Here is a 25,517-nt window from a genome sequence, read left to right as displayed (position 1 = left end):
ATAAATAAAGAGTACACTGCGCTAACGCACAGGTACTCTTTTATTTTACCTTATTTTGAGAGTGCTGTAAATTTGATAACCAATAATTACAACGGATTATACATTCTGCGTTTCAATCCAAACGTCCAGGTTACCGCCGCATACCATGCCTTCTTTAACAGCAGCATCATCATTCAAATCCACCATAATTCGACGATGAGCTTCTTTTAACTTAAGAGCCTCTAAGGCACTCAAACGGATTTCGTTTTCTGCCCGGCCGCCGCCGATGGTACCAAAAATAGAGCCGTCCGGATGTACCACCATAGTGGTGCCCGCTTTGCGCGGTGTAGATCCGTGAGTCTGCAAAATTGTGGCAATCGCCAAGGTATCTTTCTCATGTCCTTGTAAATAGCGGACAAATTCTCGTTTCATGCTTACTTCGCTCCTTCCGATAAGAAACCGCCCTTATGACCACGAGTTACTGCCAGATATTCGCTTACAATAGATAAGGCGATTTCTTCCGGTGTTTGTGCGCCCAACGACAAGCCGATAGGTGCGTAAATTTTATCTAATTCCGTCTGGGTCCAGCCTTCTTCTTTTAATACTTCAAAGGCATGATACACCCGTTTATGACTGCCCATCATGCCCATATAGGTGGCATCTACCAAATGGCGTACCTGATGAAGACAAATGCTGTCGTATTCATGAGCTCTGGTTACGATGATGATACCCTTATAGTTGTTAAGCGGCAACTTTGCTGCCAGATTATTAAAATCAATGCATTGACGACGAACGCGTTCATCGAAAAAGTCGGGCCGTAAATATTCGGGACGGTCATCGGCTACGGTTACATGACAGCCGATAAATAATAGCATATCCGCAATACAGCGACTCACATGGCCGGCGCCCAGCACTAATACTTCCGGATCTTTTTCAACCGGTTGTACAAAGCATTCCATAGCTCCCAAATTCAATACTTCGGGGCGTTGTTCCGGATTGATGCAGATGCCATCAACCGCATCACCATATACCACTTCGCCTTTTTCACTATACAATACTTTATCTCCTTGTCGTTCACCACTTAAAACAGTCACCATGATTGATTTTTCATCTTGTGACAAACGCTTTTCAATTACATCATATAAACTCATAAAAACCTCAAATTCTACCTTAATGTAAATCTATATCGGACGACATCCCTTTATGGGCCGTCTGCTTTTTAGATTCTTCATACAAAAATGCCATTATAGCTTCCATAACACCGCCGGCTACCGCCAAGGCCTTATCGGAAATGCTATAGCAGTGAGATTTCTCGCAACGAGCGTCCACATCGGCTAATTTAAAGCCCTTCGTTACCATCAAACCGGATGCCAACACGCCGCGCAAAATGCCGGCAATCTGAGAGACAACCGGTGTTCCGTCAACAAAACCGATGGTTTCACCGGCTTCCACTTCTTCACCGATATGACGGCGCGCCGTAAATAAACCGTCACACGGGGAATGCATAACCCGCTCAATGGTATAGCCGCCTACATTACCGGGCACACCCGTATTCGGTAAAGCGGAGCCGTCATAAATACAACGGCCCAAAGTGTGACCGCGCATAGTTTCCACTACGACATTTACATCATCACCGGCGGTGAAGCCCGGTCCGCAACCGATTACCAGCGGCGCATCGTCATTGCGCGTACCTACATTGCGTTTGGCCAAAATGGCATCCACCACCACATCCGGCGTCAAGGCCTCCAGCACGGTTCGGTAGTCCTCAGTCACTACCGGTATTATATCTTCGCCGCGCTCCAAAATAGCTTTAGCTTCCGCCAAAGTCACATGGCGCGCCACGTAACGTTCCAATAAAACTTCCCCGCGATGCACAGCCGACCCATAACACACCTTGCGACGAATCATCGTAGGAATCGGTAATTCATTAATCACAACAGGAAAACCGGCGCGGCGTAAGCGATACACACAACCGGAGGCAATATCGCCGCCACTGCGCATTAATATTAATGGTTTCATATTTTTCCTCGCCTATTATACAACTGTTCATATTCAAACGGCGTATCTACATCAACGCCGATAGGTTCTGAAATTTCGATAAATTGCACATACTCTTTAGCCGCCCCTCGAATCAGACGGCGACCCCCTTCATCCCCCACTAACTGTTGTAAAGCGTCTTTCCAATCAGGTGAAAAAATAACCGGATTGCCCCTTTCTTTATTCGGCCCATACAAAGGACACAGAATGGGCTTATCATTTTGCTCAAGTTTACTGTAGGCAACTTGCATTTGCCCTGCAGCCTCTTTCGTCATCAGCGGTTGATCCGCCACGGCGCAAAGCACAGGCCTTGCAGAATCAGCCAGGGCGGCGATTCCCAGAGCCAATGAACGGCTTTGCCCCGCTTCCGGTTTTTCGTTATAAACAGCAGTAAAGCCACATGCATTTACTATGCGTGCCGCTTCCTCTGCCCGTTCTCCCCCTATAACTACAATTCGTTTGCCTCCCAAGCCACCGTATACCTGACAGGCGGCTTCTAACAGAGTACCTCCGCGCCATGGCAACAAGACTTTGGAGGTCCCCATGCGGCGGCTGAGCCCAGCCGCCAAAATCACTACATCAATTTCCATTGTGTATTCCTAATCACTGCTGATTTTTAAAAACCCGGCTTATGCATCAGCTTATGCATATAACCTTGTTTTGTGCGAAAATTCCTACAGTCTTTCTATTGCCACTGAATAACGCGGGCAATTTCGCAGCTGGCTTTATAGCCGTCGGCCAAAACAATCATAGAGAATTTGCTGTCCGCTAAGGCGTCAAGGAAGGAATCGATAATGCGATGCTGCACCGTATCATAACCGGTACAGAATAAAATTCGCTTACCTTGGCTGTACTGGAACAGACCTTGCGGATGCAGTACCAAGCGCGCCAACATAGATGGCGTAACTACGGCCCCTTCGGCACGTTCCATAATCTGCGCTACAGCGCCTAAATTATGAACATGTTCCTCCGTAAGTTCAGTGCCGAGCATTTGTAAATTTACTACCCCGATGGTAGTCGTCGTTTTGGATGGGATAATCGGTTCCGTCGTTTTTGGTGCTTTTACCCATTTTTCTTTAGCACCATCCGCTTCAACCAAAATTTGCCAATTTGGATGTACCATATACATCGCATCAATAGCCTGGGGCTTCAAGGAGGTTACTTTGGTGCCGTCCACACCGCTGAACCAAGCTGCACACCGTCCCCGCTGCATAGCTTTGTGACATGCATCTTCCGCATCATTAAAATCAGTCCCGTAATAGGGATTCCACAAAGCTACCTGAGATTCATACAGTTTGGTAGTCGTCGTAACTAATGTCGGCTGTCCTATTAAACCTGCATATTCTACCAATTTAGACAATACAGTTGTCTTACCGCCAGCCCCTACAATGGCTGTAATCCCCGGTTCAATCAACGAATTCCAATGTTTAGCTTGAATCATCATGGCCGTTCCTCCTCAGTACGAGCACGTTTAGCTCGAAATTAAATACCTACCTTTTATTCTTTCGCCATCAAGGCCTGAAATACCTTTTCTGAAATCATAGGTAATGTAGTTAATTCTGCTCCGCAAGCATTTAAGATGGCCCCTTGAATGGCCGGACAGGATGTGTTAATGACTACTTCGCCGATAGATTTCACACCGAAAGCGCCGGTCGGCTCATGCGATTCTACAAAATCTATATGGAGCGTTCCCATATCGAGGCGCGTCGGAATCTTATAACGCATCAGATTATTAGTTTCCAAACGGCCCGTGCTCGAATAGTTAATTTCTTCCGTCAAAGCCATACCGATGCCTTGCACAATACCGCCTTCCGCCTGCACTTTGGCAAGCTTCGGATTCACCACCGTACCGCAATCTACTACGGCATAATAATCAAGCGGTGTTACCTGACCCGTTTCCGTATCGACACTCACTTCCGCAATACCTACCATGAACGGTGGCGGTGACGTATGACTACCCCAGGTGGCAAAACCGACGAGTTGCTGTGCTTCATGACCAAAGCTGACCATCAACTTCGGTGCCAATTCCTGAGTCGTCATGGATTTTTGGCCATCCTTGGTTCTGGCCGTTACGCCGTCAAAATCAATATCTTCTTCGGCCACTTCCAAATACATAGCAAACGTCTTAAGCAATTTAGCCCGTAAATCTTCCGCGGCCAATTTAGCGGCCGTTCCCGTTACATAGGTTGTACTGGATGCATACGAACCCGGATCGAACGGTACTACGTCGGTATCTGCTTCATAACAAGTCATATGATCAATCGGACAGCCCAATACTTCACAGGCCATCTGCATCAAAATCGTGTTAGCCCCGGTGCCCATGTCAGTGGAACCGGTATACAAAGTGTAATAGCCGTCATCTTGGAGCTTAATTTCTACCGATGCCGTATCCACATTGGCTACGCCGGACCCTTGGAAGGCCAAGGCCACGCCCAAGCCGCCGCGATGCGTTTCGTCAATCTGCCAACTGTGAGGGCGTTCATCCCAACGAGCCATCGTTTTGGCTTTCGCAATCGCTTCTTTTAAAAGACCGGATTCAAGCACTTCGTCCGGCGCGTAAACCTGCGAACGTTCGCCCACATTAATAAGGTTTTTGAGGCGTAATTCAATTTCATCGACGCCCATCTTTTTAGCGAGTTTAGTCACCGCACATTCGAGCGGCCACAAGGCTTCCGTAGCACCGTAACCGCGGAACGCACCGCCGGCCATGTGATTGGTGTACACAATATTGGATTCATAGCGAACCGCTTTGCCCTTATTGTAAAGGGGCACCGATTTATGTTCGCCCGCCGTAAAAGTGGTAAAAGCATGAGTGCCGTAAGCGCCGGCATCCGAGATAGCCACCATGTCGATAACTTGAATGATACCGTCTTTAGTGGCACCCAAACGAATCTTCCATTCACGAGCGTGACGGCTGGTTGAACAGTTATTAGCTTCATGACGGTCATAAATCAAAACGGCCGGTTTTTTCAAAGTCCAAGTGACAAAAGCGGCATATAGTTCCGTACAGGCTGTTTGCTTAGAACCAAAGCCTCCGCCGATACGAGGTTTAATTACGCGCACTTTCGTAGCGGGAATTTCCAAGGCTCGGGCAATATGTCGACGCACATGGAACGGAATTTGCGTCGAACTGGTACAAACTAAACGACCAAACTGATCAAGCGTACAGAAGGTACGGAATGTTTCCATCGCCGTCTGCAATGTGGCCTGATCAAAATAGGTGTCTTCCACCACATAGTCACATTTAGCCAATTCCCCTTCAATATCGCCTACCACACGGCTGTAAGAACAGGCCAAGTTGCGCTTCGGATCGCCGCCTACGGGCATATTGTAATGAAGATCATCTTCCGGATGAATCACCGTCGGATGGTCCAGCGCCGTACGCATATCGAGAACCGGCTCCATCACATCATAAGTTACCCGTACTACTTTCATGGCCTGCAACGCTGTGGCTTCGTCCTTCGCTACGATGAGAGCGACCGCATCCCCTACATAACGTACATACTGATCCAGAATCAAGGAATCATAGGCGGATGGTTCCGGATAGGATTGGCCTGCCAAAGTGAACCGCGTCTTCGGCACATCTTTATAAGTAAAAACCGCTTCCACGCCCGGTAACTTTAGAGCTGCCGTAGCATTAATGTCTAAAATTTTAGCCATCGGATGCGGACTGCGGAGCACCTTAATAACCAACGCATGAGGCGGCACAAAATCTTCGGTATACGCAGCACGGCCGCTCAAAATCGTAGCGGCATCTACTTTTTTATAAGACTTGCCTACATGTTGGCGCGCCTTTAATGCTTCACTCATGCCTCTACCTCCTCCAAGTAACGACGAATGCCGCGTAAATGTGATTCATAACCGGTACAACGGCATAAATTACCTACGAGAAAATCTTTAATTTCTTCGTCGGTGGGATTCGGATTTTGACGGCGTAACGCCATGGCACTCATCATCATGCCCGTCGTGCAGTAACCGCATTGATCGGCCCCTTCGGCAGCCAAACAATCCGCTAAGAGCGCCGCTTCATCGGCGAGGCCTTCCAACGTTGTCACTTCATGACCGGCCGCCCGATAGGTCGGATAGGAACAAGATAAGATAGTCTTACCATCCAGCCATACTGTACAAAGGCCGCAATTCAGCGTATCGCAACCGCGACGCGTACTGAAATAGCCTTGACCGCGCAAGGTAGTCAATAACATTTCATCCGGTTCAACCGACACTTGTAGTTTTTTACCATTTATTATCAAACTTACCTCCACTGCTCTACCTCCTGCACCAAACGTTTTACCAATACCTTTGTCATAGCTGCGCGATAATCTGCCGACGCATGCGAATTCGTCTGAAACGCGATTTCATCGGCCGCGGTAGCCATGCCTCTTCGAGGGCCGTAATCCCTTTAGCACTCAATAATTTACCGGCCTTAACCGCTTCACGCACTGCTGCGGGACGACAGCCGATATAAATGTGATAGCCTGTTTCATCTTTACGAATTGAGCCGGTCAAAAACGGAAAATCACTCGTCGATTTACGCAAAGTATGAATAGCCACGGCTGTTACTTTCTTAGGCACACGGATTTCAACGAGCACATCTTTTTCCTTAAAATTCATGTACTCGGATAATGGCATGACGCCGTTCTGATGAAGCATAACTTCTGCTTCTAAAGCCAATAAAGCGGGTAAAATATCCGAAAAACCGAAGCGTGCCGCCACGGATCCTCCCATAGTGGCCATATTGCGAAATTGCACGCCCAAAATCGGATGCACAGCTTTTACCAAAAGGCCTTTCGCATAAGTCTGAAACGGCGCAAACCGTTCCACGTCACCTTGCGTAGCCATGGCACCGATAGCATAATAATCGTCTTCTTCACGAATATAATCAAGTCCCAACCCGCTCATATCAATAACCGAAGGCCAACGCCATTTCCCTAAGCCGATCCAACAACCGCCGGCCAAAAATGGAGCTGTTTTAAATTTCAAGGCCATTTCATAAGCCTCGGCAACCGTCTTCGGCTGCAATAATTGCCGATACATCAACATGATGTCCTCCTAATTATACCTATAAAACTTGAATTGTTGTACACTTTTATTATAAAAGTCTACCGTCAGCAATACATAAAATTCTCGCTTTTTTGAGGAAAATTTGTCATAATAACTGTATTATGATAACACGAAACGACATTTTTCAAATAGCCAAAAAATTAAATATTCCCGCCGTGGGCATTGCCCCATGGCCGTTACCGGACGATGCGGCAAACTATATCGACACGGCCAATCCCTGTCCGTTCATCAACGGCACATTAGAGGAACGCCTCAGCGCCAATACGGCGTTACAGTCACCTAAGAGTGCCATCGTTTGCCTTTTTCCCTATTATGTAAAAACCGAAAAGCCCGTCAATTTACCGCGTTACGCCTGGGGGCCCGACTATCATCTGGTCATTCCCGACTACCTCAAACGCTTCGGCACAGCCTTACAGGAAATGGACAGCACCATGGAATTTGAAATTCACTGCGACACGTCCCCTATGGCGGATCGTTACATGGCCTACCTCGCAGGGCTTGGTGTGTTTGGTAAAAACCGCGCCCTCATTCATCCCGTTTGGGGCAGCTACACCTCCATCGGCACCCTCCTAACCTCCTGCGAATTGGATGCGGACAAGCCCATGGAAGGTACCTGCTTAGGCTGCAACCGCTGTGTTAACGCCTGTCCCGGCCAATCGTTGGGCCGTAAAGAATTCGGTTTTGAAACCTGCAAAAGTTATCTTACCCAGAAAAAAGGCGACTTGCCGCCTCATGAAGTGGCCATTATTCAAAAAACGCCGCTCATCTGGGGCTGTGACATTTGCCAGGAAGTGTGCCCTCACAACCGCAATGTGCCTACCACACCAATTCCGGAATTTCAAACCGTTGAGCCCTATGTCAATCCGGCAGAGCTCGTAGGCCTTACCAATAAGACATTCAAAGCGGCCTATGGCGACCGTGCTTTCTCGTGGCGCGGTAAAGCCGTACTGCTGCGCAACGCCGGTTATGTGGCCGACACGGCAACCACCGGCGCCATCTCCGCTACTGAATCGTCCGCGCCTACCGACTCAACCTTATCTGCCGATTCAGCCGTCATAGCGCCGGCATCAGCTAAGCATCATTCGTCTAAGGACGAATAATTCAGCGTATCCAAGGACGCACTCATAGGTTCCAAATATAGCGTTAAAAACTGCTCCACTGCCGGTAACTCCATGGCGTGGAGCTTTTTTAATATGCTGTCGTACGCTTCGTTAAACTCCTCATTGCCGGCTTTTTTCTCGATAGCGCATTTCATAAACGCCGCCATCGTGTCAGCCGCTTTGAGAAGCTTTGTTTCTACTTCGTCGAGTTCACCCAGCAAATACGGCTCATAGGCCTTTTGAAGTTCTGCCGGCAATGTGCGGAGCATTTTTTCCTGTGCCAATCGTTCCACCTGACCATACAATTCACGTAGGGTCGGATGAAAATACTTGATCGGAGTCGGCATATCGCCGGTAAAAATTTCACTCACATCATGATACATGGCGGCTACGGCCAGACGATTAACGTCTACCGTGCCGCCGTTTAAATTGTGTAACAACGCCAGGTTATGAACGATAAACGCCACATCAAGGCTGTGTTCCTGATTATTTTCAGGCTCCATATTACGCATCAAGCCCCAGCGACGAATAAATCGCAATCGCCGCAAAAATGCAAAAAATGCACTGGTCTTACTTGTTGCTTCTTTCATACTATCCCTCATCCTATACCTAATCTCTATGTATACTAAGCTCTTTTGCCGGGCTCCGAATTTATTTAAAATTCCCGGCTGCGACCAATTTTATTACACCGACCGGCCCTATTTACCGGTTACGCCCAATTTGGCAAAACCGTAATCCAACAATGCCGGCGCATCGACCCAACGATTATCGTCATTCAAAAGGACCACAATCAAAGTATGGCCGTCGCGCGTTGCGGATGCAATCAAACATTCACCGGCGGCTTCGGTATAGCCCGTTTTGAGGCCATTCGCCCCTTCATACTTGCTGCGAATAAAATGATTCGTCGTGCGCACCCAAACCGGTTTACGGTTTTCATAAGGAACTTTGTAAAAATCATCGCCTACAAAATCACGGAACATGGGAATATTCATGCCGTATGCGGCTATTTTAGCCAAATCCAACGCCGTCGAATAATGGCCCACTTCAGTGAGTCCATGAGGATTCAAAAAGTGACTCTTTGTGGCGCCCGCTTCTTTGGCTACCTCATTCATTTCCAAGGCAAAACGATACACGCTGCCACTTACATTTTCAGCCACTACCACAGCCGCATCATTGCCGCTGGCCACCATCATGCCTTCCGCCACAGCCTGCAACGGCAATTGATCTGTCGTTTTCACCCCTAAATTGGATTCCTCCATGGATGCCGCATAAGGACTAATCGTAGCCAATTCATCAAGACGCGTCCCCTGCAATTTCAAGGCCGTTAATAGGGTCACCATTTTAGTCGTGCTGGCCGGATGCATCCGTTTATTTTCATTGCGGGCCACCAATACTTCACCCGTATCGGCATTCATCAGAACCGCCGCTTCGGCGGCAAAACCAGGCACAGCGACCGATTTTGCAGCGCTATTTTTTTCACCCAAAAACACCTCTGCCTGCTTGGCTAATTCAGACGTACCGGTTTGGCTGCCCGAAGATACCGCCGCCTTCGAGGTTACGGCGTTATCAGAAGCAGCGCAAACCGCTGCTCCCGATAGTGCCGCGCCGGTAAACAAGCTACCGGTTAATACAAAAACACTTACTATTTTTTGCCAACATTTCATAGTCTAACAATCCTTATTTTACATATTGACTCATATCGCTCAAAGGTTTCGCATTTTCATCAAGACCACTGCGCTGAATATGAACAACGCGTTGAGGATATGGAATATCAATATTTTCTTCATCAAAACGATCTTTTACGGACGACATGGTATCATAGAACACCTGCATGTAATTGCGGTTTTCCACCACCGGATATGCCGCGATACGCACGGAGTTATCACCAAATTCGGAGATGCCGATTTCAACCATTTCACGGTTGACGATGCGCTCATCATTTTCCATAACCTCACGAATAACGTCAATCGCTTTATGATGGTCATTATCATAACCGATATCAAACACAAACGGTACCACGCGCGTATCTTGATACGTAGCATTAGTAACCTGCTGAGACGTGAGCATGGAATTCGGAATAAAGACAGTGCGCATTTCTTTAGTTACAATCGTAGTGTTCATGAACTGAATGCTACGAACCGTACCCGTCACAGAACCTACCGTAATCACATCACCGGCTTTAAACGGTTTGAAAATCAAAATCAACAAACCGGATGCAAAGTTTGACAGGTTGCTCTGCAAGGAAAGACCGATGGCCAAACCTAAGGCACCAAAGGCTGCCAATAAGGACGTTGTCGGGAAGCCTGCTGAGTTAAGAGCCGTCAAAAGCACAATAGCCAACACACCGTAGTAGATAATTTGGCTCACAAAAGACACAACCGTGTGATCATAGTTGGCACGGCGCATCATGCGCATGGCTACATCACGAATAAAACGGGCAATATAGAGCCCCACAATATAAATAAGAACGGCCACAATCAGGCTTGGTCCGCGATCAATAAAGAAATTAATAAGCTTATCCACATAACTCATGCTGTCCGCCACTTGGTTTTTAACTGCATTCGACACCGGCTCAGCCTCTTGTACACTTGCAACTAACATATAAACGCCTCGCTTTCTTTTAATAATTAACTAACGTTTTACTACTTGTTTTATTGTGTTTTTTGAAAAAAACAATGGATGACAAAATATAAAAAAACATATATGATAACACTATGTGTCGATAGGCCCTTTATATATGGGCTAACATATGTCAGGCACATCACCCATAGTATAACTGTAGTACAGAATATATATCATATACATCAAAATAACAGGAGTCAGTTATGACAAAACCAACTATACAGAATCCATATACGGCCCCTTCGGAATTAGCCGTAGGCGGTCAAGTCAAGCTTCACCACACTGCCATCGTCGTTGCCTTTGACGATGTGCGCTACAGCTTGAGCACCGGTCCTTTAAATGGCGGTCTCCATCACATCATGGCCATTCGCAATCAGAATCTGCCGTTTTTTGTAGAAACGGAAAAGGAATTGCCCGGCGGCTCATCGGCCGGCTATTTGAGTGCCGAATTCGAGCAGGAAGATTATCCGTTGAACTTCTGCACCGGCCTCATCACAAGTGCTACCATGGAGTTTCATGCGTACGCCAAAGTAACAGCCGGTGATGTCATTGTAGAAACCATTGCTACCGGCGGTTTTGAAGCGACCGCTCATTGCGCCGGCGACGGTTATTACTATGAAGAAAAGGACGGTAAATTCCGCCAACCCGGGACAATCAATCTCTTAATTTTTACCAATAAGGCCTTAACCGACGGGGCATTAACCAAAGCCTTAATCACCGTAACGGAAGCTAAATGCGCAGCCTTTCGGGACGAGGAAATTCACAGCCTTATAAGCGGTGCCTACGCCACCGGTACAGCCACCGACGGCGTGGTCCTCACCATCGATACGAATGGAGAGTTATTAACCGATAGCGGCACCTATTCCCTATTCGGCGACACCTTAGCCAAATGCGTTCGTCTCGCTATGAAACGGGCTTTTGAAAACATTCAGCGAAAAGTAGCCTATGAAAAAGCTAAAGCGGCCTATGAAAAGGAAGAAGCTGAGACTGACACTGAGGCCTAAACAAGCTAACACTCTCCTAGCTACTCTAACATACTCTAACCTACTATATGCGTGCTATCTTAAGAAATACCATGACTTAAGATAGCACGTTTTTGTATGCCAAAATCTAAGCTACTTACACTGCTACTTACACTGCTTCTTACACTGCTACTTGCATTAATATTCGTAAAAATATTCCTGCAAAGCGGCTCTATCCTTCGTCTTAGTCAAACCTAAGGTCAATAAAATGCGTGCTTTCGAAGGAGCCAAGGTATCACTAACGATGAAGCCGTGGCGGCTGTCATTCGGCATAGCCGATACCATGCCGCTACCGGTTCGCGAAGAACGAACCACCGGAATATCAAGGTTTTCAACCAACTGACGAATACGTTCCGGCAAAATACCATGTCCAAGCCCTGCGAGCACTAAGCCATGGGGCTTAGTTTGTAATACGGAGTGTAATACATTGGAATCAATACCGCCATACAAATAAACAAGCGCCACCATAGGCAATTCTTTTGCCGTAAGCGGTGCAAATTCACTGGCCGCCGTATGTTTACGCAAGGATTCATAGTAAAAACGCGCTATGCCGTCCTGCACAAACCCGATATGACCGAAAAAGGCATTGCCGAACGCATCGGAACCGGTTGTATGTTGTTTAACCACTTCGCGGGCACAGTTAATCGTACCGTTCAAGGTAACGAGCACCCCTTTACCTACCGCCTCAGGAGAACGGGCTATTTGCATAGCCTGTAATAAATTGAGCGGTCCGTCCGCGCTGATCGCGGTGGCCGGACGCATAGCGCCCACCATGACAATAGGTTTATTCGTTTGCACCGTCAACTGCAAGAAATAGGAGCCTTCTTCCATTGTATCGGTGCCATGCGTAATGACTACCGCCGCTACATCCTCACGATCCACGGCAGCTTGAACCGTCCGGGCAAGCTCCATCCATATAGCCATCGTCATATCTGAACTGTCAATATTACAGAGTTGTTTACTTTCAAAAGGGCCATAATTTTCAACGCCCGGCACGATAGCCAGCACTTCGTCAATGGTAAGCTCCCCCGCCTGATAAGCCGTCAAGTCTTCGGCCGAACCGCTTTGTCCCGCAATGGTGCCGCCGGTGCCGATAACAACAATTTTTTTAGTATATGCCATAGCATACCCTCCTCTTAATTCAAGGTTTTTACAATATTATTATAACAGCTGTTCCTTATAGCATCTATTAGTACCCACGTAGTTTGACTAATAGTTTGACATGTTTTTAAATACATTTTTGATTTCTTCAGTAGCCCTTCCGTACACCTTATAAATCATCATGGTGTCTTTATGTCCTACTTGAGGAGCTATGTACTCAGGTTTGATACCGTTGTGAAGACAAGTGGATATGTACGTATGTCTAGCCCTATGTGGGTTGAGTGTACCATTGAGTCCAATAGTCTCTCCAATTTCATTTAGCATTCTAGCGATACCCATATGGTGCATATGAGACGAATTGCTTCTATTAGGCGCTACCCATTTAATCTTAGCGTTCTCTCTAGCGGTCTCCAGTAGCTTCCATAAGGTTTCGTCATAGGTGTAGACCTCTCGAATGCTTTGTCTGTTCTTAGGCGCTTTTTCTATAAAGCCTATTTCAGAACGCCCTATAGACTTGTTTACATGAGTAACTATTAAGTTATCCTCTAGCAACTCAATGTCCTCCCAATTAAGTGCAAGTAGTTCACCCATTCTTAGACCAGTCTTAAACATTAGATGCACTACATGCTCAAGTCGATGTCCTTTGACTTCATTGAATACCAAGTTGACTTCACTCTTAGACAAAGGCTTCTTTTTGTCTTTATGGTTTTGCTTAGGATAGCGCACAAGTGGTCTTAGGTCTCTATCAAGTACCTCAGTCTTGTATAGTTCATTAAGGGCTTTAGTTATTACAACTTTTACATTAAACACATTTGTCTTTAAGTAGTGCTCAGTGTAGTCATTAAGTATCTTAGGTGTTATCTCATTATATGGTACTTTTGAGAAGTAAGCTTTTAGGTGCTTCTCGATAACACTTAGACGTACCAGTTTGGTTGATTCCTCAAGATTCCTATCGGACTTAAAAAGATTCTTGCAGTAACTATAGAATGACTTGTTGTCTTCCTGAGTGATAGCCATGGTCTCACGTTCAGCTAACCATTGCTTTCTCAGGTCTTCACAAGCCTCTCTTGACGGTAGACCAGTGGCTTTCCTATACATTAACTTTCCATTGTCATCGTAACCTATCGGAAACTGTGAAAGGTAATAATAGGTCTTACCATTAGGTTTAACTATTTTGTTTATTTTTCCTGTGCTTAACATTGATTGTCCTTTCTGATGAACAATCACGTTACTATGGCTATCTTTAGCATATAATTTTGGATAGAATTTGTAAAGAAATGTTATATAAGTTTCTTCTGTTAGTTCGTATCGTCCGCTTGAGTTGAGCCTTAAGTTTGACATACTCTTAAGTTTTTTACGTATAGTAGCTTCAGTAACACCTATACGCCTTGCAAACGTTCTCACTGATAACATGTAGACAACACTACCTTTCAAAATAAAAAAAAGGGAGCCTACATGAAACAGTGATTTGTCTCTTGCAAGCCCCCTATAGGAGAACCAATATTTAATTCATATGCAACTGGTGGGTATTCCCTTTGTCAGTCTAAAGGAATACTCATGGTTGGAGAACATGAGGGTACTTTAGTATGCTAAAGGACATCTCACCAGTTGGTAAATAAGGAATACTTAAGTATACCTATAGTATCTATTAGTTAACTTATAGTTAACCTTTAGCTCTCATGTATATATACCTTTAGTTTTTCTTTTGTTTTCCCTTATCTCCAATTAGTGTGCCAATTAAAAGCGGTATTAAGTGTTCCAATTAGCGTTATCAAAAACATTCTCACTCAAAAAGTCCACTGGTGCTAGAATTTCTTTAAGTAGTTAAAATGTCCCCTTACGTCTACCTTATCTTCTTGCCATAAGATACCTCTATCAGGGTCTAACCACTGCTCCAGTTGTTGTTCCATAAGGTCATTCATACCAACTTGTTCGTCTCTGTCCATTTGGTCTAACCAATACTTAACAGCCATGGTAACAGCATCAAGCCTATCATCATGAGCAAGGCTTCCTCTGTCCCTACTGAGGCGTGTTAACTGGTAAAAGAGGGAATACTGCTGATTCATCTCATAGATAGCAAAGTCATCAATAATAACTTGAGTATTCACAATGAGCTTATGTCTCATCATGACTGGTTCTAGGGTATCAATAATACGTGCTTCCTTCTGGGAATAGTTCTTTACTTCACTAATGGCGCATGGGTGTGTTCTAATGACAACTGGTGTAAACAGTTTGGTGAACATACCGTCCCCGAAGTTCCCCTCAATGACAATCTCATTCACACCATGATATTTCGCTTTGTTAGCTAACTGTTGCAATACGCTATCACTATAGCCGTCTCTGAAGCCACCTACTTCAACTAAAAAGAGGTAACCATTAAGATACTTAATGACTGCATACGCCGTCTCATCTTTCCCTCTACCACTGGGGTCAATCGCCATACAACAGCCGGTATAACGAACGGTCTCAGTGCTTCTACTATTAGGCTCATGATAATAGTCTCCCTTGAGTGCTACACAAGGAACATCAGCCAGTCGATGCATGCGCTCATTAGACCAACTATAAGTCAAGCTAGCTTCTTCAGGGTCAAGGCTAGAGACAATAAGGTCAGCCACTTTCAAAGGATATTTCTCAACATCACTCAAGTTTGTATTGAGCATAAACTGAAGGGCAAAACCGGCTTTACCATAAGACAAACGCCGTTTATATATTTCTTCCTCGTTGAAACGTTTAGGGTCTGTAGGCTTTCCAGCCCATAACTCTGGGTTGCTGTCATAGCGGTCTGCAATAAGTTTAGCCAGTCGGTCTCCATAAAACTCACGTTCAGCGCCGGTCTCAGGGTACATAACTGTCCATATGCGTGTATGATAACCACGTTGTTGCAACTCATTGTATAAACTCATTTCATTTTGAGGTGTCCCTAGGTAAATGATATTTCCTTCAGGTTTGATAATGGCGTCAAACTCTTTTACAGCTTCCCCTAGCTTATCTCGTTGTACTTGAGTACCACTATTGTTTGGAATTTCCACGTCATCAGCCAGTAGAATATCAGCACGGCTACCAGTGATTTGTCCGGTGATACCTACTGATTTTACTGAAGGTGAAATATCCGGTACTGCTTCACCTACATCAAATTGATTCTGAGTGTCTCGTTGTCCTTTACGTGGTAAGAGGTGCTCAAGAAAATCAATGGTTCTAATAATGTTTCTAATGAAGACTGCATTGGCGTCCGCTCTGTCTTTACTCGCTGATACAATCTCAATTTTTAACTGAGGGTCTCTCCATAAAGACCACACACAAAAAGCACAGCTGATGAACGACTTGGCTACACCACGAAAACCTTGGATAATAAAGCGGTCATTAGGTAGGTGCTGTAGGCAATTCGCAATGTCATACTGTACCGGTGTAGGCTCAGGAAGACCAATAGCGTCCCATACAATGAATAGGAACACTCGAAAGTCTTCTTTAGCTTTCTGAATTTGTTCTTTACTCCACTTATAGCTTGCCATTAGTCCATGTCCTCATCATCAAAAATAGGAATTTCTTTTGTCTGGTGTTCCACGGCTTTGGTCACAATGGTGGTCAAGTTGGCTGTGGTTTCTAACTTGTGGTCTTTCATAAAGCGTCTTACTTTTTCAAGGAATGCTGGGTTGCGTCTTAACTCAGGGTCTTCCAGCCCTTCCTTTAGCGCCATGACTTCCAGTTCTGCAATGGTATCAATAACCGCTCGTTTGTCAAAAACTGTAGGCTTCTTCTTGTCCATACTTTCCTTTCTATACAAAATAAGCTACTCAGGAACGACTTTCAGCACTTCTAATTGTTTTTAGGTGTAATTACCCTAGACAAAATAGTTAAGTGCTAAAAACGCTCTCTGAGTAGCCTTATTTAACTAAAATAATATTTTCTTCATACCGTTTGAGATACGTTTCAGGACTTGTACCAAAACGATAAGGGAATAATGCACAGTCAGTAATGGTACAATACTTGACTTCGTTAGGTTGGTTGCATGTGCACTCTAAACATTTCTCTCTGATTGCTTTTGCATATGAGATTTTCTTAGGTACTCTCAAACGTATTTTCTTACTCATTGTTTCTTCTCCTATATAAAACCATTAGAAAACAATTAGAAGTGCTAAAAACGCTCTGTGGTACGCTTCCAGCACTTCAAATTGAATGTCTATTAAAACCACTTGGTAACAGTGGCTGTAATTCTTTTGTCTTTATCCTTTTTAGTCCATAGTTCAGCTTTTAGGTCAACATCAAAGTCTTTTGTCTGATAACTTGCACGTACACCTACATTAATATCCTGTGTACCCTTGCTTAAGTCATTCTCGATGTATACACCTTTTTTAAACTTAGGCTGTTCAGGAATGGTCAAGTTAAGTTTCACTTCACGCTCCTCAGTAACCACTAGCTTGCCATTGTCTAACTTGTGCTCTTCCTTCACGGTATCAGTAGGTATCTCATGTTTCACTCCATTGATTGCCACTGTGATAGGCTTAGGCTTAGACAACACTTCAACATCTGGGTCTTGTGGTGTAGCCTTAGGAACATACTGGTAAGTAGTGGTGTTGGTTGTCTTATGTTGTACCGCTACTGATTCACTCGTTGGTGGCGCTGGGGGCTTAATGCTATCAGGTGGTTTTTGGTAAAGGTAAAACCATAAGCCAGTCGCAAGTATTCCAATAAAGACAACATAACAAGCGATTCTGATTGCTCTTTTAATGTCCCCACTCATAAGCGTACCTTTCTGCTCTCATGCGAATCTCGTCACCTAAACCATACAAGTCCCACCGCATATCTGGGTCACTGTCAAAGATTCCATAACCGTCAATGTCAGCAACTTCTGCATGGGTCATGACTGTAGGGTACATAAGAGGAATACCAATTTCAATGCATAACTTAGCGACTACCTTAGCCAACATGTCAAGCTGGGCTTCAGTTGGTGGGTAGTTTCCATGAGTAACTTGTCCGTCATAACCAATAGATGAGCCATAAGCACAGTCAAGGGCAATACCAATAGCATTGCTGTTTCTTCTCCATGTGTGTGCCTTTTTGTCTGTAAAGCCATATATGTCAGTCCATAGGCTTCCGTCAGCATCAATGTTCAAGTGATAGTCACTGAAGTGTTGTCCATATCGTCCAGCTGTCCAGTGCAAGTAAATTCTATTGATTTGTCCTCTAGCTGGTACTGTGTAGTTGCTTAGGTCTTGAAAATCAATTTGATTCATCTTTGTCTTTCCTTTCAGTTCTAGTGATGTCTGGTGAAGGGTTCACCCCGAATTTTCTTAAGACTGCTAAAAGTCCGTCACGTACAAAACTTGCTTCTTTAACTCCCATTTCTTTCAAATTTTCTACAATAGAAAAGCACTCAGCTACCACTACTGATAAGTAAATGATAAAACTGAGTGCTTCATCTGCTGGTACACCTTGTACCGTAAAGTCTGGGAATAGGTACACGGCAATAGCTATGAGAATTGCTATACCGTACGCCTTTGATTTCTTCCCTAGTTCTTCCCTAAATTTTCTACTCTCTAAATATCCTTCTTGCCACGCTCTGAAGAACATTCCCCTAAAAGTATTTGCTAAACTACACTCTCTCTTTTGGTCACGATTGTATTTGTCTATGATGCAAAACCATTTGGTAATAACATCGGCAAAGACAAGAATACTAATCAATAGTGCCATGCTTAATGCATTTTGAAATGCTTTCAAAGGTATATTTTCCAATAGTTATTCCTCTCGTTCTTTCTTTAAGATTTCCGCTAGTTTAGCTGTTGTTTCTTCAAAACTTGCCTTAATGTCTGTCACATCATTACCCATGAGTAGCGCTCCAGCGTATGCACTTTTGAGCATTTCAACTTTATCAAAAAGTTCACTCTTTTGGTCTTCAAGGGTAACAATGTGGACTACTGGTACTACCTCATAGTAGTCATCACGTTCGACTATCATCGCGTTGTTTTCGTTACACCATTGTGCTACCTCGGTGTAATTACTTAGGTCTGTCTTATATATCTTTTGTCCTATCATTATGCTTTCCACCCCCATGCCTGCCAGTAGTAACCTTGTAAATTCTTAGCGTCATACATAGAAATACGGCAACCTGTATTACCCATATAAGATACCTGCATATTACTTTGAGAACCGCTTAGGTAAGTACTGTCTTGTGCTCTAGCTATAACATTTATACTTGGTTCACTTCTAAACGGTCTATTGTAATTAAGTTGAGTATCTCTCCCACTAGAGGCTACATACCCGCCCTGTTCTAGCCACCCATCATTCCATTCACGCCAGAAACCTGAGCCAGAAGTACTTTCAAATACAACATGACGTACTAAAATACCCTGTATTTTAATTCCCTGAGTGTCAAATGCAACATAAGGGTTCTTATTGGCGCTAAACCAGTCAAAATTAAGTGTTCCTGTGCTTGTCCATAATCCCCAATAGTTGTTTTTAATAAGGTGTGCATTTGATGTATTATTTTGCCTAAATGGTGCATTCCCTAGTCCACCTTCAGGAATTTGGTCAGTAGTTGCCAGTGTTCCTGTTCGCATTGGTAGATTAAGTAATGCTACAGTCGCACCATTACTATTTTTCCTTATAAGTGTACCAATTCGATTATCTTTATCTGGTGACACTTCAATTTGCATATACTTACCATTGCTAGTTTTAAGCTCTAGGCCACTCCATTCTCCATTATCGACAACAATATTATTGCTAAATGTAGCGTTACTAATATCACGTTTAGTAGACAAGTCAGCCCTATCCGCTTTGTTTGCCAACTGGTTATTCACATTGTCTTTCATTGTGTTTAACTCATTCTTAGTAGCCTTTGTATCTAATTTTTGGTTAACATCTTGAAACAACTGGTGGTGAGCATCTGGTGATTCATTATGACTGTCTACTTTGGCTTGAATGCTATTTGGTACACTCTGCTTGTAACTCTCAAAGGCTTCATTGGTCACAAAATCTTTACCAGCGATTGCCTTAGCTTCATCCCGGTACTTCTTAGCTTCTTCTGCATAGGTTGCACTTTGTATCATTGAGTTGTTCGCATTGGTTGCACTTTGGCCTGCATCAAGTTTATAAGACAAAGTAGTTCCCATGTACTCCCTAGTTTTGTCTTCATGTCCCTTAGCGGTTCGTTCACTGTTGAATGCATTGGTTTCACTGGCGCTTGCATTGTCAGCACTGGTGCTCGCATTGGATGCACTATTGCTAGCACTACTTGCATTCGCTTGGGCTTCACTAGCCTTTGTACTGGCTTGCACTTGTGACATACTTGCTGCATCAGCGCTTGCCTTAGCTTGTCTTGCGTACTCCTTAGCGTTATTCGCTTGATTAGTCGCAAGTTGTGCCTGAGTGGTTGCTTCATTGACTTTCGCTTGGCTTGCATTAAGGTATGATTCTTGGGTTTTCTTTAGAAAGCCTAAATTGACTGCTTCACTGTTTTCAGTAGGGGCTTTGAGATTCTTGATAGATTTCTCCCTAGCGTCCCACCGTCCATCAATTTTGTCTTCTTGAATACCACTGTCAGCCAGTCGGTCAGTATTTTCTTCATTGACGTGTAACAACTGGGTATTAAAGAGGTTCATATCTTTGGCTCTTAAGATACTGCTATCGTACCACTCGACTGTTTTGTCGGTAGGTGTTTCACGATAGATAATCAAAAGTTCACCATTAGTCGGTTCCTTGGTAAGTGTTAAGGTGTGCCCATTGACAACATAATCAGTTCCCCATGTTAACACTTTACTATCACTAAACATTGCTTTGACATACTTAGCGTTAATGTAGTCGAATGCAAAAGTATAGTTCTTTTGACTACTTGAGCATGTCAAGTAAACTTTGGTTTTGTACGTTCTGTTGTCCATTCTTTTCCTTTCTCTGTTCTAACTTCTTCTTATTGCGTTCATCTTGTTTACGCTTGCGTTCTCTTTGGCGTTTCTGTTCTAAGTCAGCTTTGTCAGCTAAGATGGACAATGCCCCCTTCACTGGTAACCAGCGGTCAAGAGGGAATAAGCGTACCAATGGGTCAACATCAGTGTCCTTATTCGCCATTAAGTTAGCCATAATTTCAGGCGTACTGGTTGCACCATTGAATGCTCGATAAGCACTCTGTGTGGCTGGTAACTGAGTAAATAAGTTGTACAGTAAGCCACCTTGCTTGTTAGGGTCACGGTCAACTGTAGTACGGCTAGTAGTACCACCCATAGCAACTTCCCATGCGTCATTGGCAAAAGACAACCCAGACAACACACTACTTCTAAGCATACCAGTGGTAATCAAGCGTTCAGGTGTGAGTGTCTTTTCAAGGTACTCTTGACGTTTCTGCTCATCATTGCCAAAGTATTTGAACGAATTGAAGAATACTGAAGTAGCCCAGATGACACCATTACTAATTGATGTTGTCATGAGCAAGTTAAAGTCTTCACGTTCACGGCTATTCAGAATGCGTCCTAAGTGACCATTAAGTGCCATTTGTGAGAAGTTCTTAAACTGGAAGACAATACCCTGTACCAGTCCAGCAAAACCATTGTACTTTCTAGCCGTGTTCCAAAGGTCAGGCTGTAAGATAGCACGTTGACTTGCAAGGTCAAGGAATGCTTCTAGCTTCATGTAACTGGTGAGGTCTTCATCTTGCCACTTAGTGATTGCCTTAGACAATGCATCGTCTTCATCACCTAAGTTCATCAGTCTATCTCTAAGAATTTTCTTAAATTCATCAGCATTTCTGATACCAGCTTCAGCTAAGTGTCTGTCACTAAAGAGGTTCTTTCTGAGGGTACTATTAAATTCTCCTCTAGCCCATAACATCATCTCAGGCATAATATCGGCTTTGATACCGGCAACACTGAGGTGTGTCAATCGTGAGATTTGATTGATTGTAGAAGTGACCTTGCCACCAAAATCAACTGCACTCTGAATGTTACCTAAGAGTTTCATTGTGACACCTTGCTGTTCAGCCATTGAGCCGTATACATTTCGTTGTAACTTAGGGTTGTACCAGATGTGCTGTGCCAGTTCGTGACCTAAGTGCATATCCTTAAAGACACTCAACTGCTTAGCACTGAAGTCTTTAGAATACTTAAGTTTGTGCAATAGGTCATGCAAGGCTGGTATGTAGTGGAATAAGGCTCGTGCACCAACAACTCCAGTGCCACCTACCATTTCACCAATCTGGTTGACGCCAAAGTTCATACCATTTTGTCTATAAGATTCACCTAAGAGAATACGCTTAATCATGTCAGGTACTTTGTCTGGGTGGATATGCTCAGGGAATATTAAAGCACCACTAATGTTGTGGAATACATCTTTAAGTTCCTCTAATTCTCTTGTCATTTGTGACCTTGGTATTAACCGTTTCTGAACGGCTTCAGACAACTCACCCTCTACTCGTTCATAGATTTGTCTTAAGTCAGTCACTGGGTTGTCTATACCAGCACGCTTAAGTGCCATTGTGCCACTCGAACGGTTAGCTACATAAGCCATAATGGTGTCTAAGTCCTGATTCCTTAAGCTGTCATTAAAGGTAAACAAGTTGCCATCAGGTAACTCAAAGACTTTGTTAGTGTCCATAGGTAAGCGTGCTTGATAGTATCCTAGCTTATTAGAAGACACATGCACGTCACTTAAGATGTCATCTTGACGTTTTGTTACCTGTTCAGCCCAGTGGCCAGCCACCACTTCTCTAAACATGTTTTCATCTTTAGACAAAATCTGATTCTTAATGTAGCCCTTCACGGCGTCCATGTCTTTAAACGCATTGCTACTACCACTGATATTCCTACCAATGACAAAATCAATACCTTTCTTACGCATGATTTCTTCAGCTTCTTTGTCTGACATTTGGAGCAACTCAATGTATTCTTCTTTGAATTTAGGGTCAATATCGTTCCATTTGATTGATTCCATTGCCATGTCTTTAATGAAGTTGAAGAATTTTTTATCACTAGAGAATTTCGTTCGTAAGACACCTTGCTTATCATAGTCAACTCTTCTCCATAACTCACCAGCACCCTGAAAGTCTTCAGGAAGTGTACCAGCTAATTTGTGAAGTCGCATGTCAAGTTCACGGAAGTCCTCTACTGCTTTTACTGCATTGTTAATTGCTTTGCTACTTGATGTATAACCATCAGCATTGTAAGGGTTATGCTTGCTGTCATACACGTTGTTAACTTCTTCATTAAAGCGTCTTTTAGCATTAGCTGTTGGTAACGTATTGTTTTCAACACACCAGTCTTTAAAGGCAACACGGAAGTCACTTTGAGGTTTCTCATACTTCTTCATGAATACTTTCTTTTCCATTGATACTGGTGGTCGATTCCCAGTGTTCACGTCACGCATTCGTGGGTCAATACCCATGAGTTTAGCGATTTTATTCATGGTTCGTGATACTGAGTCAATAAAGACACCATAGCGGTTGCCAATAAGTCTATTGGTTTCTGCTTTACGTCCAGCCACTTGTACAATCTTATTGCCACCCAGTTGCTGTTCCCGGTCAACTGCATCTTGACTTCTAAGGCTTAACTCATTGTCTTCAACACGTCCATCTTTTTCAGCACCAAAGGGGTCATAGTCCTTGTCTGGTACTTTCTTAGGTTTACCTTCACCAACTTTTCTAACAGTTGTTTCATGCATGAATAGCTCAGGAATTTCTGAAGGGTCATCAAAGATAGGGTCATTGTCAATAGCCTTACCAATGATGTTGTCTTTAGACACACGTTCACCATTGACAAACATACTACCATCATCAAGTTTCAGTGTAAGGTTCTTGAATGTGCCACCCTCTTTGATGTGTCTAGCAACGTCCAGAAACTGAGCATCACTAAGTTTGCCACCAATGATGTCTTCAAAGTATTCCTTAATAGCACCTGTCTTAGAGTGCTTATTGTACGCCAGTACATGTCTAGCCATGTCTTCAACTGTTTCCAGTCCATAGGCTTCCATAGTTTTGACCAGTTTAGTAGAACGGACATAAGACACATCAGGCTCATTGTGAAGGTATCTGCCTAGTGTGTCCCCAGTAATGTCCCCTTTGATTTTCAAGTCATAGCGTTCATTAAGGGTATTGATGAGTTCCTTGTCAACAAGTCCATCTTTCTTCTGAATGTTCAACATCACTGGTTCTACAAGGTCATCATCAAGGCGTTTAAGTCCACCTAAAGGTTCTACCTTAGGCGGTTCCCTAAGTTCTGGTGCAATGGTTTCAGGGTCAATCTTTGTCTTAGGCTTCACTGGTTCAGTTTCAGTGATACCATTGACTGCTTTTTGTCTGGTAGTTTCAACTTCATTCTCAAAGGTCTGTACGTTTTTACCTTTAGGTTTATCTGGTGCTACCAACTGATTTCGTCTAAGGAAAGACAACCCAGCACCAGCACCAGCACCCAGTGCAAACGCAAGTCCATAATTTTGTTGATTCCAGAAACCAGCCTTGTTAGCTACATACTGGTCACCAACGTTGATTAAACCATTGGTTAAACCAATCTCAGCAATGTGTGCAAACTGAGAAGACAACAATTTACTTCCCAGTGCCCCACCAGCACGCCCCATGAGTTTAACTGCAAGGGCTTCCTGACCTAGTGCTGGTACAAGGTTGAGTGGGTCTAAAAGTGTCCCAGTAAGCATACCAGCCACTCCCATTGCGGTTGTCCCTCGTGCTTCAATACGTTCTTCACGGTCAAGGTCTTCACCCTTCATTTTAGCCAGTAAGAGTAACTGCTGGGTGTCCCATGCTTGTGACTTGATTTGCTCAAAGGTTTCATAACGTCTACCCTGTTTAGAGTTGTACTCATCTTCAGTCATACCTAAGTTAGCTAGTGTCTGTTTTAAAGTAGCTTCATTAAGGGTTGTAAGGTCTTCCCTTGGCATACCCATTAAGTCATAACCCTTGGTAATCAGGGCGTTTCTTCCTAGACTAATTGTACCGTTGTTTAGCCATGCATCTGCAAAACTGTCTTTGAAGGCACTCCAGCTTCCACCTAAGTCTGTACGGTTTCCTCTAGCTACGCTTACCCATTCACCAGTTTTATTTAATGACCCACCTAAGCCATATGGAGAAATAGGAAGGTTCTGACCAACAAAGAAGGGGTTAAGTCCACCATATGAGCCACTCATAGGGTCAGCCCATTCTTTTTCATCAGCTGTTCCACCACTACCCTGATAGGTATAATTATGGTCACGCAAAATTTCGCCCATTTCACCACTATTATTTATCATCATTTGAATATATGAAGGTAAATCTTTAGTGAAGTAGCCATTAGCCTTTAAGATAGATGCATACTCATCAATACTTTTGGCGTTATAAATCTCAGGGTAGTAATTAAAGAAACTTCTTTTAAGGTCATCATAAGCCTGTTCAGGTGTATCATACTCTTTATAAAAGTTTGCTCCTTCTTCTTCTGGTTGCCTAGCACCTGAACGATTTGGCTTTTGACCTTGCGTAAACCCACCGGGGTTGTTCGTTAACATGAATACCTTACTTGTACCATTTGTAGATTCCCCTTTTTGTTGATATAAAAGTAAATCTGCAAATGTTTTACCATACTCAGCTTCAGCAAGTTCATGTATTCGTGCTAAAAACCAATGTGTTGCCATG

Annotated in this window: 24 protein-coding genes; 2 read left to right on the top strand and 22 right to left on the bottom strand. The window is 44.0% G+C overall.

The window, feature by feature from the left end:
• Positions 1-96: 96 nt before the first annotated feature.
• The 8 genes from CCC71_RS03255 to CCC71_RS03220 all read right to left on the bottom strand — a co-directional run bounded on the left by CCC71_RS03255 (position 97) and on the right by CCC71_RS03220 (position 7,056).
• The gene (locus tag CCC71_RS03255; protein ID WP_021841592.1) at positions 97-411 is read right to left on the bottom strand and encodes an XdhC family protein; all 315 of its coding nucleotides are present in this window, start codon (positions 409-411) and stop codon (positions 97-99) included.
• A gap of 2 nt (positions 412-413) precedes the next feature.
• Positions 414-1,130, bottom strand: a complete 717-nt coding sequence (locus CCC71_RS03250; RefSeq protein WP_021841593.1) for an XdhC family protein — start codon at positions 1,128-1,130, stop codon at positions 414-416.
• A 19-nt stretch (positions 1,131-1,149) separates the two neighbouring features.
• Entirely contained in the window at positions 1,150-1,998 is an 849-nt protein-coding gene (gene yqeB / locus CCC71_RS03245) for a selenium-dependent molybdenum cofactor biosynthesis protein YqeB (RefSeq protein WP_156703899.1), read from the bottom strand.
• Positions 1,995-2,606 carry a nucleotidyltransferase family protein gene (locus CCC71_RS03240; RefSeq protein ID WP_021841595.1) on the bottom strand — a complete coding sequence of 204 codons (612 nt, stop codon included), beginning with the start codon at positions 2,604-2,606 and terminating at the stop codon, positions 1,995-1,997. The genes yqeB and CCC71_RS03240 overlap by 4 nt, the downstream gene beginning before the upstream one ends.
• A gap of 95 nt (positions 2,607-2,701) precedes the next feature.
• The gene (gene yqeC, locus CCC71_RS03235; RefSeq protein WP_021841596.1) at positions 2,702-3,460 is read right to left on the bottom strand and encodes a selenium cofactor biosynthesis protein YqeC; all 759 of its coding nucleotides are present in this window, start codon (positions 3,458-3,460) and stop codon (positions 2,702-2,704) included.
• Between the two features lie 53 nt (positions 3,461-3,513).
• Positions 3,514-5,826 (bottom strand): xanthine dehydrogenase family protein molybdopterin-binding subunit, encoded by a 2,313-nt coding sequence (locus CCC71_RS03230; RefSeq protein WP_226974232.1) that lies wholly within the window; start codon positions 5,824-5,826, stop codon positions 3,514-3,516.
• Positions 5,823-6,278 carry a (2Fe-2S)-binding protein gene (locus tag CCC71_RS03225; RefSeq protein WP_021841598.1) on the bottom strand — a complete coding sequence of 152 codons (456 nt, stop codon included), beginning with the start codon at positions 6,276-6,278 and terminating at the stop codon, positions 5,823-5,825. The genes CCC71_RS03230 and CCC71_RS03225 overlap by 4 nt, the downstream gene beginning before the upstream one ends.
• Before the next feature lie 40 nt (positions 6,279-6,318).
• A complete protein-coding gene (locus CCC71_RS03220; RefSeq protein ID WP_296332946.1) occupies positions 6,319-7,056 on the bottom strand; it encodes an FAD binding domain-containing protein in 738 nt (245 codons plus the stop codon).
• 122 nt (positions 7,057-7,178) lie between these two features.
• Here CCC71_RS03220 and CCC71_RS03215 point away from each other — a divergent pair, with 122 nt between their 5' ends.
• Positions 7,179-8,177 (top strand): epoxyqueuosine reductase, encoded by a 999-nt coding sequence (locus tag CCC71_RS03215; RefSeq protein ID WP_021841600.1) that lies wholly within the window; start codon positions 7,179-7,181, stop codon positions 8,175-8,177.
• Here CCC71_RS03215 and yfbR read toward each other — a convergent pair.
• The 3 genes from yfbR to CCC71_RS03200 all read right to left on the bottom strand — a co-directional run bounded on the left by yfbR (position 8,156) and on the right by CCC71_RS03200 (position 10,778).
• Positions 8,156-8,767, bottom strand: a complete 612-nt coding sequence (gene yfbR, locus CCC71_RS03210) for a 5'-deoxynucleotidase (protein ID WP_127058724.1) — start codon at positions 8,765-8,767, stop codon at positions 8,156-8,158. The genes CCC71_RS03215 and yfbR overlap by 22 nt on opposite strands.
• A 108-nt stretch (positions 8,768-8,875) precedes the next feature.
• On the bottom strand, positions 8,876-9,841 hold the full coding sequence (locus tag CCC71_RS03205) for a D-alanyl-D-alanine carboxypeptidase family protein (protein WP_021841603.1): 966 nt from the start codon (positions 9,839-9,841) through the stop codon (positions 8,876-8,878).
• A gap of 13 nt (positions 9,842-9,854) precedes the next feature.
• The gene (locus CCC71_RS03200) at positions 9,855-10,778 is read right to left on the bottom strand and encodes a mechanosensitive ion channel family protein (RefSeq protein ID WP_226974230.1); all 924 of its coding nucleotides are present in this window, start codon (positions 10,776-10,778) and stop codon (positions 9,855-9,857) included.
• Between the two features lie 224 nt (positions 10,779-11,002).
• Here CCC71_RS03200 and CCC71_RS03195 point away from each other — a divergent pair, with 224 nt between their 5' ends.
• Positions 11,003-11,803 (top strand): adenosylcobinamide amidohydrolase, encoded by an 801-nt coding sequence (locus CCC71_RS03195; RefSeq protein WP_412192151.1) that lies wholly within the window; start codon positions 11,003-11,005, stop codon positions 11,801-11,803.
• A gap of 156 nt (positions 11,804-11,959) precedes the next feature.
• Here the strand turns inward: CCC71_RS03195 and CCC71_RS03190 are convergent, their stop codons facing one another.
• The 11 genes from CCC71_RS03190 to CCC71_RS03140 all read right to left on the bottom strand — a co-directional run bounded on the left by CCC71_RS03190 (position 11,960) and on the right by CCC71_RS03140 (position 25,516).
• Positions 11,960-12,943, bottom strand: a complete 984-nt coding sequence (locus tag CCC71_RS03190) for an asparaginase (RefSeq protein WP_021841606.1) — start codon at positions 12,941-12,943, stop codon at positions 11,960-11,962.
• Positions 12,944-13,030: 87 nt separating this feature from the next.
• The gene (locus tag CCC71_RS03185) at positions 13,031-14,335 is read right to left on the bottom strand and encodes a tyrosine-type recombinase/integrase (RefSeq protein ID WP_296332942.1); all 1,305 of its coding nucleotides are present in this window, start codon (positions 14,333-14,335) and stop codon (positions 13,031-13,033) included.
• 392 nt (positions 14,336-14,727) lie between these two features.
• Positions 14,728-16,431 (bottom strand): phage terminase large subunit, encoded by a 1,704-nt coding sequence (gene terL, locus CCC71_RS03180; protein ID WP_296332940.1) that lies wholly within the window; start codon positions 16,429-16,431, stop codon positions 14,728-14,730.
• On the bottom strand, positions 16,431-16,685 hold the full coding sequence (locus CCC71_RS03175; protein WP_296332937.1) for a hypothetical protein: 255 nt from the start codon (positions 16,683-16,685) through the stop codon (positions 16,431-16,433). Before CCC71_RS03175 ends, terL begins: the two co-directional genes overlap by 1 nt.
• A 118-nt stretch (positions 16,686-16,803) precedes the next feature.
• Positions 16,804-17,010 carry a hypothetical protein gene (locus CCC71_RS03170; protein WP_295271147.1) on the bottom strand — a complete coding sequence of 69 codons (207 nt, stop codon included), beginning with the start codon at positions 17,008-17,010 and terminating at the stop codon, positions 16,804-16,806.
• A 92-nt stretch (positions 17,011-17,102) separates the two neighbouring features.
• Positions 17,103-17,660 carry a hypothetical protein gene (locus CCC71_RS03165; protein ID WP_296332934.1) on the bottom strand — a complete coding sequence of 186 codons (558 nt, stop codon included), beginning with the start codon at positions 17,658-17,660 and terminating at the stop codon, positions 17,103-17,105.
• The gene (locus tag CCC71_RS03160; protein WP_295294659.1) at positions 17,644-18,153 is read right to left on the bottom strand and encodes a peptidoglycan recognition protein family protein; all 510 of its coding nucleotides are present in this window, start codon (positions 18,151-18,153) and stop codon (positions 17,644-17,646) included. Before CCC71_RS03160 ends, CCC71_RS03165 begins: the two co-directional genes overlap by 17 nt.
• Complete coding sequence (locus CCC71_RS03155; protein WP_296332931.1) at positions 18,140-18,652, bottom strand: phage holin family protein; 513 nt, start codon at positions 18,650-18,652, stop codon at positions 18,140-18,142. The genes CCC71_RS03160 and CCC71_RS03155 overlap by 14 nt, the downstream gene beginning before the upstream one ends.
• 3 nt (positions 18,653-18,655) lie before the next feature.
• Complete coding sequence (locus tag CCC71_RS03150; protein WP_296332928.1) at positions 18,656-18,952, bottom strand: hypothetical protein; 297 nt, start codon at positions 18,950-18,952, stop codon at positions 18,656-18,658.
• Entirely contained in the window at positions 18,952-20,793 is a 1,842-nt protein-coding gene (locus CCC71_RS03145; RefSeq protein WP_296332925.1) for a phage tail fiber domain-containing protein, read from the bottom strand. The genes CCC71_RS03150 and CCC71_RS03145 overlap by 1 nt, the downstream gene beginning before the upstream one ends.
• A complete protein-coding gene (locus tag CCC71_RS03140) occupies positions 20,744-25,516 on the bottom strand; it encodes a hypothetical protein (protein WP_296332922.1) in 4,773 nt (1,590 codons plus the stop codon). Before CCC71_RS03140 ends, CCC71_RS03145 begins: the two co-directional genes overlap by 50 nt.
• Position 25,517 lies beyond the last annotated feature (1 nt).

It is taken from the genome of Veillonella sp. LMAG:90, from assembly GCF_008679445.1.
Classification (GTDB): domain Bacteria; phylum Bacillota; class Negativicutes; order Veillonellales; family Veillonellaceae; genus Veillonella_A.
Note: the sequence above shows the minus strand (reverse complement) of the source record. Positions and strands in the feature narration are given on the sequence as shown.